At 63.9% G+C, this 13,316-nt stretch carries 6 protein-coding genes; 4 read left to right on the top strand and 2 right to left on the bottom strand.

Annotated features, from left to right (window positions below; translation table 11 throughout):
• The first annotated feature begins 27 nt into the window (after positions 1–27).
• The 3 genes from QA642_RS29180 (at position 28) to QA642_RS29190 (ending at position 7,021) form a co-directional block, all read left to right on the top strand.
• Complete coding sequence (locus QA642_RS29180) at positions 28–1,854, top strand: autotransporter outer membrane beta-barrel domain-containing protein (protein WP_283079919.1); 1,827 nt, start codon at positions 28–30, stop codon at positions 1,852–1,854.
• 453 nt (positions 1,855–2,307) lie between these two features.
• The gene (locus tag QA642_RS29185; RefSeq protein WP_283079920.1) at positions 2,308–6,792 is read left to right on the top strand and encodes an Ig-like domain repeat protein; all 4,485 of its coding nucleotides are present in this window, start codon (positions 2,308–2,310) and stop codon (positions 6,790–6,792) included.
• Positions 6,793–6,832: 40 nt separating this feature from the next.
• Positions 6,833–7,021: a hypothetical protein gene (locus tag QA642_RS29190; protein ID WP_283079921.1), complete on the top strand. Its 189-nt coding sequence runs from the start codon at positions 6,833–6,835 to the stop codon at positions 7,019–7,021.
• 74 nt (positions 7,022–7,095) lie between these two features.
• Here QA642_RS29190 and QA642_RS29195 read toward each other — a convergent pair whose 3' ends face one another.
• On the bottom strand, positions 7,096–9,069 hold the full coding sequence (locus QA642_RS29195) for a hypothetical protein (RefSeq protein ID WP_283079922.1): 1,974 nt from the start codon (positions 9,067–9,069) through the stop codon (positions 7,096–7,098).
• Positions 9,070–9,580: 511 nt separating this feature from the next.
• On the opposite strand from QA642_RS29195, the gene QA642_RS29200 reads away from it, so the two are divergent.
• The gene (locus QA642_RS29200; protein ID WP_283079923.1) at positions 9,581–10,507 is read left to right on the top strand and encodes a class I SAM-dependent methyltransferase; all 927 of its coding nucleotides are present in this window, start codon (positions 9,581–9,583) and stop codon (positions 10,505–10,507) included.
• 93 nt (positions 10,508–10,600) lie between these two features.
• Here QA642_RS29200 and QA642_RS29205 read toward each other — a convergent pair whose 3' ends face one another.
• Positions 10,601–13,180 carry a hypothetical protein gene (locus tag QA642_RS29205; RefSeq protein WP_283079924.1) on the bottom strand — a complete coding sequence of 860 codons (2,580 nt, stop codon included), beginning with the start codon at positions 13,178–13,180 and terminating at the stop codon, positions 10,601–10,603.
• Between the last annotated feature and the right edge of the window lie 136 nt (positions 13,181–13,316).

Raw genomic sequence — 13,316 nt, forward strand, 5'->3', positions numbered from 1 at the left:
GGGATCTTGACGAGTGGGAATTGGGGTATGGCTTTCCTTTGTCTCGACAGGTGCGCACGTCTCGCCGGCTTCAGGCAGGCGACCTCGGCGGCACCCTTGGCTCTGCTCCGCACGCTCGCGTTGCTCATTCTGCTTCAGGCAACCGGCATAGGCTCAGCGCTCGCGGCGACCACCTGCGCCGGCATCAATGCCGGCGCCTTCAACGTGAGCGGGGCCGACTCTCAGCCGAACACGCCGGTGACTCTGACTGCCGGCGACGTCATCAAGCTGAACTACACGTTCGTCGTCGACACGACCCTCGTCTACGGCATCCAGATGGGCGTCGGCGGCCACAACACCGACAACTCCGGCGTCGTGTCGGGCACGCTGCAGATCACCGTGGCGACGTCGGGCACGCAGAATTTCGGCTGGAACGCCCTCAGCGAAGGCCTGCCGTCGCAGATCGACGTCACGGTCACCTGCACGGCCGCCCCCAGCCCCGGCCCGGTGGTGACCAGCGCCAATCCGGCATCAGGCCCGATCGCCGGACAGCAAACCACCATCGTCATCGGCCAGAACCTCACTGGCGCGACCTCGGTCAAATTCGGCGGCGTCAACGTGCTCGGCTTCACGGTGCTGAGCGCAACGCAGATTTCGGTGGTGACGCCGCCGCATGCGGCGGGTGCGGTCGATGTCACCGTCACCACGCCGCTCGGCTCGGCCACGGGGACGGCCATCTATCGCTACGCCGCGATGCCGGATCCGACCGCGGATCCGACCGTGAAGGCCATGGTCGACTTCCAGGTTTACACCGTGCAGGTGATGGGACAGCAACAGATCGACAATGTGCAGGATCGGCTGATCGAGCTGCACAATGACGACGTTCCCCTGGTCAGCAACAGGGCCTCCTTCGCGCAGATGCCCGCGCAGCAGAAGCAGTATGGCCTGCCGGTTGATGCCGGGGACAAGTCGGCCTCCGCGTCTGGCATGGCGCAGGCCCGGTCTAAGTCGAAGGATGGACAGGCTGTGCCGGTACCGATGGAATCCGATTCATCGCTGCGCTACTGGACCGCAGGTGCGCTGCTGTTCGGCCGCGACACCACCTATGCCGATGCCAAATACAACGTGTCCTCGACCGGACTGACCGCCGGCGTCGATTCGCGCCTGACCCGAAACCTGAAGGCCGGCGTCGCCGTCGGCTTCGGCATCGATCATGCCACGATCGGCAGCGACGGCTCGCACATCAACGCCAATGTCTGGTCGACGCAGGCCTATGCCAGCTACCGCGTCGCCCCGCAGTGGTTCATCGATGGCGTCCTCGGCTATGCCGTGGGCCGGCTCGGCAACTCTCGCTACGACAGCTCGGCGCAGGCCTTCGGCGCCGGACATCGCGGCGCCAATGATCTATTCGGCTCGCTGTCGTTGAACCATGAGATCAAGGTCGAGCGCTGGAAGGTCGCGCCCTATGCGCGGCTCGACCTGCAATGGATCCGGCTCGACGGCTATGTCGAGACCGGCGCCGGCATCTACAACCTCGCCTTCAACCAGACCTCGGCCGTCGATCTCGCCGGCGTGCTCGGGACCAGGTTCAGCCATGTGACGGACACGTCTGCCGGCACGCTCAAATCCAGCTTCGAGCTCGCCTATCGCCGCAGCTTCAGCGGCGCCTATACGCAAGCGATCGCCTACAGCTTCGATCCGACGACCATCTACAGCCTGTTCGGCTCGGCGGAGAAGCGCGACCAGGCCCTGATCGGCCTTGGCTTCGAGCTGCAGGTGAACCGGTCCGTCAGCCTTGGCCTTCAGCTCGACGAACTGATCGCCAGCAACGCACGGAGCGAGCGCGGGCGTGCGCACGTGAAGATCGGATTCTGAGACGGCACCGGGCCGCAGAATCGGTGGCGCGGACACACGAAGACTTCAACACGGCTTCCGGAGGACAACATGAATGTTGCAGGCAAATCAGCGCGAGCAGAATCGGCCGCACGGCCTCGCGCTCAGAATGAAACGGGCTGGCTCCTGGCCGTGGCCGCCGCCTTCCTGATCGTTCACATCGTCGCCCTGACGATCTGCGATCGCGCCACGGCGGACCGAACAGCCCCGAGACAATTGGCGCTGTCACAGGACTGCGACTAGCGGCTGCCCGGTCCCAGGATCAATCCGCGTTGATGGTGGATTTGCCGTCCGTCGCCTACCAGACCCGACAGAACGATCTCAGGTGTGTGAGATATCAAGCGTTGGCGGATCACCTCCTCTGACGTCCCCTCTCCTCGCCTGTCCAATCCCTGCGACGTCCATCGCGCGGGATTCGAACGACGGGGACAGGGCATGCATTCCGATGATCTCGATGAGCTAGCGCATGGCGGGCACCTTGAGAGCAGCCGCGCCACGCGAGCGACATCGTCGTTCGTCAACGCAAAGCCGATCACAACGGTGCTGTTTCGCACCGTTCGAAACGCTGTGGTCGGCCTTTGGCTGGCTGCCGTTCTGCTCTTCTGCGCGAGCGCCCCGGCCCATGCCTTCCGGACACTCCCGAACGGAACGATCGGAACCGCGTACTCGCAGAGCGTCACGATCTATACCGACATCTCCGACTGCCAGGTTTCGAACATAGGCGTCTTCGTGCCGGGGGTCACAGTTTCGGATACGTCGAACAGCCCCACGTGCTCCGTCTCCATGAGCGGCACCACGACGGCGGCGGGCACCTATTTCGGGTCCATATCGTTCTTCACCGGGTCCGGAAATCTTCCCCCGGATGCGACCCCGCTGGGCTCGGGCTGGGGCAGCATCCCCTACCAGATCACGATCGACAAGGCGTCGCCGACGCTGTCGGTCTCCTCGTCGTCATCGTCCATCATCTACGGCAATCCGGTGACGCTGACGGCGACGCTGAGCGGCGGCTATTCGCCGAGCGGAACAGTCACCTTCTACGCCAACGGATCGTCGGTCGGGACTGCGTCTCTCTCGGGGATGACCGCAAGCCTGACGGTCAGTTCGCTGCCGGTCGGATCGGACGCGATCACCGCGAGCTATTCGGGCAACTCCAACAACAATTCGGCTACGAGCGGCTCCGCCGCGGTCACGGTGGCCCAGATCACCCCCTCGATCGCGCTCGCCGCCTCGTCGTCTTCGGCAAGCTATGGCTCGTCCGTCGCGCTTGTCGCAACCCTGACAGGCGGGGCCTCGCCAAGCGGCACCGTCACCTTCCTGGAAGGCGCGACCCAGCTTGGCAGCGCCACCATCTCCGGGACGACCGCCATCCTGGCGGTGTCGTCGCTGTCCGTCGGCCCGCACACGATCACCGCGACCTACAACGGCGACACCACCAACGCCTCGGTCACGTCGGGCTCGATCACCGTAACGATCACGCAGGATGCGCCGACCGTCACCCTGGGCGCATCCTCGACGTCGACCAGCGCTGGCGACCCCGTAACGCTGGTCGCTTCGCTCAGCGGCGGCACCTCACCGAGCGGATCCGTCACCTTCTATGACGGAGCCACCTCGCTCGGCTCCGGCATCGTCTCCGGGTCGGCCGCGATGCTGACGGTATCGTCGTTGTCGACTGGATCGCATACGATCACCGCCGTCTATGGCGGCGACAGCCATAATGCCGGCGCGACCTCCAACGCCATCACGGTGACGGTCGGCAGCGCGTCGCTGTCAGTCTCGCTTTCGAGCTCCTTACTGTCGCCGACGCTCGGCCAATCGGTGACCTTTACGGCGACACTTTCCGGAGGCTCCTCGCCATCAGGCTCCGTGACCTTCAAGGATGGCTCCGCGACACTCGGAGCAGCCACGATTTCGGGCTCAACTGCAACCTTCACGACCTCGTCGCTTGCGGTCGGCACGCATCCGATCACCGCAATTTACGGCGGCGACGGCAGCAATAGCTCGGCAAGTTCAGGCACGATCACCGTCACGGTCGGCAAGGCCTCGCCGTCACTGACCGTTTCCAGCTCGTCAAGCTCGCCGACCGTCGGTCAGTCCGTGACCTTCACGGCAACACTTTCCGGCGGCTCCTCGCCGAGCGGCACCGTGACCTTCCAGGATGGCGCCACAGTGCTCGGCTCCGCCACCATTTCAGGCTCAAGCGCGACCTTCGCAACTTCCAGCTTCACGGTCGGCACACATGCGATCACCGCCGTCTATGGCGGCGACGGCAGCAACGCGACGACCACCTCCAGCGCGATCACGGTGACCGTTGGCCAGGCATCGCCTTCGGTCTCGCTCTCGGGGTCATCGACCGCGCCGGCCGTCGGCCAGTCCGTCACCTTCACGGCAACGCTGTCCGGCGGATCGTCACCGAGCGGCACCGTGACCTTCCAGGACGGAGCCACCGTCCTCGGCTCCGCCCCGATCGCGGGTTCGAGCGCAACCTTCGCCACCGCAGCGCTTGCGGTCGGGATACACACGATTAACGCGGTCTACGGCGGAGACAGCGGCAACGCCGGAGCGACATCGACCGCCGTGACGGTGACCGTCGGCAAGGCGTCGGCCTCGCTCGCGCTCGCGGCCTCGTCGACCTCGCCGTCGGCCGGACAGTCGGTCACCTTCACCGCCACGGTTTCGGGCGGATCATCGGCGAGCGGCACCGTGACCTTCAACGACGGCGCCACCGTCCTCGGCTCCGCCGCGATCTCGGGCACGACGGCATCCTTCACGACGGCGGCGCTCGCGATCGGCGCGCACGGCATCACGGCTGCCTATGGCGGGGACGGCTCCAATGCCGCGGCGACCTCCGGCGCCGTCACCGTCACGGTCGCCAAGGTCTCACCTTCGATCTCGGTGTCGGCCTCGTTGACGTCGCCGGCCGCCAGCCAGTCGGTCACATTCACGGCAATATTGTCCGGCGGCTCCTCGCCGAGCGGCACCGTGACATTCCGGGACGGCGCCTCCACGCTGGGCACTGCGACGGTCTCGGGCTCGACTGCAATCCTCGTGACCTCCGCGCTGACCGCCGGCGGCCATTCCATCACCGCGGTCTATGCCGGCGACAGCAGCAATGCCGCCGCGACATCAGGTGCGATCGCTGTGACCGTCGGCCAGGCAGCGCCCTCGATCCTGCTGTCCAGCTCGACGACTTCGGCGCCCGCCGGCCAGTCGGTGGTCCTCACCGCGGTGCTCTCCGGCGGCTCCTCGCCATCGGGCTCCGTCACCTTCAAGGACGGCACGACCACACTCGGCACGGCGACCATCTCGGGCGCGACCGCAACGTTCGCAACATCGACGCTTGTCGTCGGCTCCCATTCCCTGACGGCGATCTATGGCGGCGACGGCAGCAATGCCTCGGCAACATCGAGCGCGATCGCGGTGACGATCGGCAAGGCCGCGCCCTCGATCGCCGTATCGAGCTCGGCGAGCGCACCTGCGGCCGGCCAGTCCGTCACCCTGACGGCGACATTGTCGGGAGGCGCTTCCCCGACCGGCAGCGTGAGCTTCAAGGACGGCACGACCATGCTGGGCGCGGCGACGATCTCCGGTTCGACTGCATCCTTCACGACCCCGCCCCTGGCGTCGGGCGCGCATTCGATCGTCGCGGTCTATGCCGGTGACGGCAACAACGCCGCCGCAACATCAAACGCCATCTCGCTCACGGTCGGACGATCCGATCCTGGCGCAAGCGCGGCGGTGCGTGGAACCGTAGCCTCGCAGGTGTCGACGGCGGTCCGCTTCGGCCAGGCGCAGATCGGCAACATATTCCAGCGTCTCGAAGGCCTGCACGATGCGGATGATGGCGCATCCGGTTCCGGCCCGATCGCGGCCGCAGGCCCGTCCGGCGCATCGGCCAGCAATTCCGAAATCGACCGCCGTGCGGCCGGCCTCTTCAACGACCGGCCCGCAGCGGCACAGGCACTCGGCTATGCCGATGAGCTGCCGATCCGCACGAGCCTGACATCGCAGTCCGACGCCGGCCGTGCCGTCAATCAGCTCGCCGCCGCGCTTCCTCACGCAGTCGAGAGCATCAACAAGGCCAATCTGCTGCCCTTCAATGTCTGGGCCTTCGGAACGGTTGGCTTCGGCCGGCTGCAAAGCGACAACAGCTACGACAACCGTTTCACGTCCTCGGGACTGACGCTCGGTTTCGATCGAACCGTCACCGACGGCCTCAGGGCGGGCGCTGCATTCGGTCTCGGCTTCGACCACAACAAGATCGGAACGGACGGATCGCGGATCGACGCGCGCAGCTTCAACGCGACGATCTATGCAAGCTGGAACTTCCTGCCCCATACCTATCTGGACGTCGCCGGCGGTTATGGCTGGCTCCGTTTCGACGGCAAACGCTGGTCCGGCGACGGCAACGTCATGCTGGACAGTCAGCGCGCGGGCAGCCAGCTCTTCGGCACGGTCGGCGTGAGCCATGTCTCCCGATGGGAGGGCTGGAAGCTTTCAAGCTACGGCCGTTTCGATATCGTGAACGCGACACTGGGCGCCTACAACGAGACCGGCTCGAGCCTATGGGCCCTGAGCTACGACAGCATGAATACGACCAGCGTCGCCAGCGTTCTCGGCGGCCGCCTCGCCTATCCGATCCTGCAAAGCTGGGGCGTGCTGACGCCGGCCGTCCGCGCGGAATGGCGGCATGCGTTCGACGGCGGTTATGTGCAGGGCCTGAACTACGTCGATCTGGTCGGCCTGACCTCCGGCTATGCGCTCAGCGGCACCTCGACCGCACGCGACACCATGACCGGCGGTCTTTCCGTGCGCGCCGATGTCGGCAACGCGCTGAGCCTCGATCTGGAATATCTGCTGACGAGCTCCCTCACCGGCATCGAAAGCCAGAGGCTGCGCGGGGCAGTGAAGTACGGCTTCTGATGATGCCAATGATTTCGCCAAGCCTGGAGGACCACTGACAATGTCGATCGGAGAAGAGCAGCGCGAGAGCTTCATTCAAGCTCCGCCGCTGAGCGAGAATGCGCTGCTGGCGATCATCGCGGCAGGCTTCGTCATGCTCCACGTCCTGACTGCCGTGTCCCTGCTGCCGCCCTCGGCGACGACGACCGCCGCTCCATCGCTGGAACAGATGCTCGCGCATTACGACTAACGGCAACGAAAAACGACGGCCTGAGGGCCGCCGCTCTTCATCGTCTGCCGCCCTCTCGGGCCGCTCGAAGCGCGTCAGTTCAGCGTGATGCGATAGAGCGTGACGCCCAATCCCAACGGCTTCGGCGTCGAGCCTGCGGTCGAGCTTTGGAGCTGAACCTCGCCGTTGACCGCGGTCGCCGTGTAGTCCTCGATCAATTGCAGGCTCGGATCCGGTGCGCCGCTGGTGTTGCCGGAATGAGCGTTCGCGTAGTCGATGAAGTTCTTGAGGTTGCTCGTGGTCGCGTCGACCTGGTAGCGCTTGACCCTCACCGGCCCGCTGTGGCCAACCGTCTTGAAGATGTTCGAGACGGAAATGGAGAAGTTCTCCGCCGTGCCGGTTCGGGTGTTGGCGTCGTTGTTGAACACCAGATACGGGTCGAAATTGTAGACCATGACATTGGTCGAGCTCTGGTCGCTGGTGACGAACGCATTGAGGTGCGACCCCGAGGTCGGCGTCACCGTGACCTGATTGCGCAGCCCCGTCATCAGATTGTACATCTTGAACACGTTGGTGTGCGGCTTCGGCAGGAAGGTGTAGGAAGTTTCGCTGCCATAAGTGTGCAGCAGGCTGGCCGTGCCGAGGGCCGAAGGAGCGGCCGGCCCGCCATAGACGAGCCGATCCTCGACCGTGAGGAAGGATCCCATCGTCACGCCCTGGGCCAGCGCCTCCGGCAGGAACGCGGCAACCCATGCTGCTCCCTTGTGCGACCAGTTGACGTCGCCGTTCGAGCAGCTCGACGGTCCCCATTCCGACAGGAAGAGCGGCACGTTCTGCATGTTGTACGCGTTCAGCTTGGCCCTGTAGGCATTGGTCATCTGCTCGAACAGGGCGAACGGCTGAGTGACGTCATCGCAGGCATGCTCGACCGTGTTGGTGCGGAGGGTTTCGACCGAGCCGTAGTAATGGAACGAGAAGTGATTGAGCGGCATGTTGAACTTGGCGCCGTACGGCAGAGCGGACGGATTGAAAACCTGCTCGATGAACTGCTCCTCCAGCGAGGGGCCCGTTCCCTGCGGTCTCACAATCAGATTCCAGCCGGCCATCGCGGGGCCCGCGACCTCGATGGTCTTGCCGTTATAGGCGCTGTTCTGGCCAAGCTCGGCGTTCACCGCGGTGATCGCGTCGGCAAAGATCTTCTGCACCGGCAGGAGATTGCGGCCGAGACGCCGCACGTCGCCATTGTTGGGAAATCCCAATTGCGGCTTGTCCTCGTCGGTGATCGCGTAGGCCTGTGCAGTTGAGCTGAAGCTGTACGTCGTCGGGTTCATCCACCACAGCCAGCGCTTCCAGGGGCCGAGGTCCGGAGGGGTGCACGTCGAGCCGTTGCACACCGGGTAATCAGCCGCGATGTCGATCTCGTTGCTGACCTCGAAGACCGCCGTTTGCGCGCTGCCCGTGAACGCCCTGGTGGCGATGTAGCGCACCAGTGCCTTGGCGTAATCCTTGTAGTGATCGATGATTTTCGGGCTGTTGGCGTTGTTCGGATCGATGCGCCGGTCGCCCCACGTCTCCGGCTCGCCGTAGTGAATAAAGCTGATCGGCATGTGCGAGGCGACCGCCATGCGAGGTGAAAGATTGGCCTTGAGCAGCCAGTCGAGCTGCCACGACAGCGGGAAGCAATCGCCCGCGCTAAAGGTGGGAGGGGTGGCGGCGTCGTTGCCGCCGAAATTTCCCTGGGCGTCGATGTCGCAATATTCATCGGTCAGCAGCAGGCGGGCCCGCTTCGTGCCGATGCCCGCGAGCAGCGGCAGCATCTGATCGGTGAGCGTATCGGGGTAACCGCTCACGGACCCCGGCGCATTGCCGCTCTGGAAAATGTTCTTCAGGGTGGGCAGCACGTTGCCGCCGTTTTGAGGAAGCGTCGAAGCCGCGTCGATCGAGATGGTCGCGTCCGCCGCCGCGATCTGAATCTGGCTCAGACTCAGCGCTGTCGCGGCGAGAGCCGCGAGAACAAGACGACGATGCTGCCGGCCCGCTGGACGGCCCGGATTGTTCAGGATGTGCATGCTATTCCCCAGAAGCAGGATTGCCCGCTTAGATTGCGGCAGACAGCATCATCACCCTCGATCGCTACAGGATTATGATAATATCACATAACGAATGATGCGCGCGGGAAGATTGCGAGATGTGCGCCGCGGGCTGTGGGCGGGCAGAACAATTTTTGTCGCCGCCAAGTCTGACGGGATGGTAACCGCGCCTGCCTTCAAGAGATCGCGTCGCGAAACAGACATTTTCAACGGCCTTTGCATTGCAAATTCACAAAGACGCCCCTCCCTGGACATCAAGGCCAGGGAGAGCAGGCGATAAAATGTAACGCCTGATTGTTATGTTATGATATCAAGTCGATTTCGCGAAGCGCGCGCCGACCAGCAAAAGCAAAAATGCAGACGGATTCCCGAACGTCACGCCAAATGACGATATTGCCGTCACAAAATATCATATCGAACGCGCGCCGCATCAAACTGTCGTATTTCGCGTGATAGACGGTGTCCGTCGGGACGAATTGGGATGTTGCGCGTGAACAGGCTGTCCAGGGACATCATCAAATCGACCTTCCTGAGGGTGCATCGGGTGGCGCTGAGCGGCGGCCTCGTCGTGCTGCCGAACCATTACTACACGCCGATCGCCGACGTGCGCGAGCTGGAACGGACGAAGGACAAATGGGCGAAGCGGTCGCCGATGACCGGGATCGACGCCGACATCGCGCGGCAAGCCTCGCGCCTGCGGGAGATCGTCAAGCCGTTCGAGCCCGAATACCGCGGCAACAGCACCTACCAGGAAGGCGCGGCCAAGGGCTTTGGGCCGGGCTTCGGCTATGTCGAGGCGCAAGCCCTGCACGGCGTGTTGCGCTGGCTCAAGCCCAAGCGCGTAATCGAGGTCGGGTCAGGCGTGTCGACACATTGCGCGACGAAGGCGCTGGCGATGAACGCGTCGGAGGGGCATCCCGGCAGACATACCTGCATCGAACCGTATCCGAGCGATTATCTGAAGAGCTCGCCCGAGATCGAGCTGGTGGCCAGCAAGGTGGAGGAGCTCGACCCCGCGACGTTCGATCAGCTTGGAGACGGCGATTTCCTGTTCATCGACACATCGCATGTGGTCCGGCCGGTCGGCGACGTCGCTCACCTCTATCTCGAGGTGATTCCGCGCATCAAGCCGGGCTGCGTGATCCACATTCACGACATCTATTTCCCCTACTCGTTTCAGCGCGATCTCCTGGACGCGCTGTTCCAGGGCGCCGAGACGACCGTGCTCCAGGCGCTGCTGACCAACAACGACCGGCTGGAGATCCTGTTCTGCCTCAGCATGCTGCACTATGACGCGCAGGACGTGCTGAAGGAGGTCTTTCCGGAATATGTACCGATCGCCGACGTCAACGGCTTGAACGTGCCCAATACGACGGGCCATTTTCCATCGTCGATCTATCTGCGCGTGCACGGGTAAACGGTGCCGTAGCGGCACCGGCGATGGCCGCTGGTGCGTTGTCGCAAGCAGACGCGCCCGACGATCGAGCGCGCACCGGGTTCGCGCAGGCTGTCAGGTATGCGCGGCCAGTTGAGACTGATTGGCCGCATCCTGGGCCGCGCTGACAAGCGTGCCGCCGTGGCCGTCGGAGGTCAGCACGAAGCTCGTGGCGGCGTACTGGCCGAGCAACGTCAACGACGCGATATGCGTGCCATCGGAGACGGTGAGATGGCCGCCGCTGTTGCTGGCATTCGCCGTATAGCCGAGCGTCGTGCCCGCACCGCTGAACGCGATATCGGCCAGGTCGATGCGGTCGCCGTCGCCGAATCCCGTGATCGATCCGGCGAACGCGTCGGAATTGTCGAGCTGAAGCGTCGCGCCGCCCGGCGCGAAAGCGAGCTTGGCGGTGGAGGTGCCCGGGATATCGAGTGTCGTGCCTGCTGCGATCGCGGTTACGGCGATGTCCGGAGCGTAGGTCTTTGCAATGGTGATGCGGCCGAGGCTATCGTACCCGTTCACGACGAAGCCCCCGTCAGGGAGCGCGGCGACCTGGACCCGATCCCCGAACGAGACACCGAGACCGTAGGCGGGACCGGCTGGCTGTTGCTGGTACGCATCGAACACCTGCGCTTTTGCGGCGTTATTCTCTCGCCAGGTCACGACGAAATTGCCGTCCGCCAACGCGGCGACTTTGGGGTAGAAGGGAGAGAATCCGGAGTCTGGCCGGTCGAGCCGGAACTGCAATCCAATTTTCGTGCCGTCGGCGGCAAATTGTTGCACCCAGAGCGGGTGAGCAAAGCCGGCTTCATATGACTCCCACGCGATGACAAACCCGCCGGTCGGCAGCGCGGCAATGCTGGCGCCGGCTCCGCCGTTTGGCGGTTGTGAGGCGAGTCTGAATTCAGAACCGACCTTATTGCCGCTGGCATCAAAGATCTGTGCAGTCATCTCCGGTACGAGTTGATGGGTCTGGACCACAACGAAATTGCCGTCGGCTAAACCCGCCACTCCCCAGGCCCCCGAATCGACCGTGATCTCGCTGCCGACCTTGGTCCCATCAGCCGCGAAAATCTGAATCGCGCGGCTGTTCTGGAGGCTGATTTCACCGGTCGGACTCGAATATCCCCACTCGACGACGAAGCCGCCGTTTGTGAGCTTGGAGATATCGCCGAGATACACGCTTTGTGGATGGGTTGTCCGGGGGCTGACTTGAAGCGGCGCGCCGGTCGGGGCGCCAGTCGAGTCGAATAGCTGAACCTCGATGGTGTCGTAGTGCTGAGTCGGGAAGACAGAGGAGTTGTAGGTTTGATGCACGCCCGCGACAGCGAACCCGCCATTCGCCAGTCCCGTGACCTTGACACCGGGTTGAAACGGCAGGGTCGCCGGAGCGGACACCGGCGCGCCATCCGGACTGAAGATTCTGGCAGAGCCGGCGTTACCTCCTACGACCACAAAATTTCCGTTCGTCAATGCCGCCATTGGCGCTGGATATATGCTGAAGGAAAAGTCGCCCAGCGGAAACTGAGGCCCGGCGGCGTGGACGCCCGGCGCAGTCGTCGCGACCTGAAGTGCCGAGAACGACGCCGCGAACACACCCGAAAAATCCGGGCCTCTGCCCATCCCGTCGACGATGACGGAGCCATTCTGATCGCCACGCACGAAGGACAAGCCGCTCATCGGCAAGTCGGTAGCACCGACCGTGTAGCTGAACACCATCTTGGTCGGATCGCCGAGCGCTTCGGTTGCGGCCGCGTCATAGACCGCGACGCCGCCGTCGTTGAGCGTGAACGTCAGTCCGTCGCCCGTGACCGTCACGGCGCGGCTCATGGTCACCGTGAAGACCACGGTGTCGCCCGCATGCGCCACGCCGTTTGATGGCGAAGCGGTGACGGAGGTCACCGTCGTCGGCGGCGTGTCGACGTGGATGGCCGAGAAGGAGGCGGCGAACACGCCGGAGAAGTCGGGGCCAAGACCCATCCCGTCGACAATGACAGAACCGTTCTGGTCGCCGCGCACGAACGACAGGCCGTCCAACGGAAGATCGGACGCTCCAACCGTGTAGCTCAACACCATCTTGCTGGGGTCGCCGAGCGCAGCGGTGGCGGACGCGTCAAAAACCGCGATCCCGCCATTGTTGAGTGTAAACGTCAGCGCGCCGCCAGTGACCGTCACACCACGGCTCATGGTCACCGTGAACGTCACGGTGTCGCCCACGTGCTCCACGCCGTTTGATGGCGAGGCCACGACAGATGTCACCGTTGTCGGCGGCGTGTCGACCCGAATGCCGGAGAAGGGAGTGGTGAACACGCCGGTGAAGTCGGGGCCTCGGCCTGTGGAATCGATGATGATGGAGCCGTTCTGGTCGCCACGCACGAAGGAGAGGCCATCCACCGACAAATCGGACGCTGCGACTTTGTAGCTGAACACCAACTTGGTCGAATCGCCGAATGCTGCGGTTGCCGCCGCGTCGTAAACGGCAATGCCGCCGTCGTTGAGCGTGAATGTCGGCGTGCCGCCCGTGACGGTCACGGCGCTGCTCATGGCCAACGTGAATGTCACGATGTCGCCGGCTTGGATCACACCGCCGGTTGAGGAAGGGGTGATGGTTTCTCTCAAAGCGATGATGGACAACACGCTCGTCGGCTCAGACATCGCCCGGTCTCCTCAAACAGTTCCGGCTCGAAATCTGCCTGAGATTGCGTACGCGACAGGAGACCACCGGATCATGGCGGCCGGATCATCGCTTTGCATCGCTACAGAATTATGATATTATTAACATGATATCGCG

The organism is Bradyrhizobium sp. CB2312 (genome assembly GCF_029714425.1).
GTDB lineage: Bacteria > Pseudomonadota > Alphaproteobacteria > Rhizobiales > Xanthobacteraceae > Bradyrhizobium.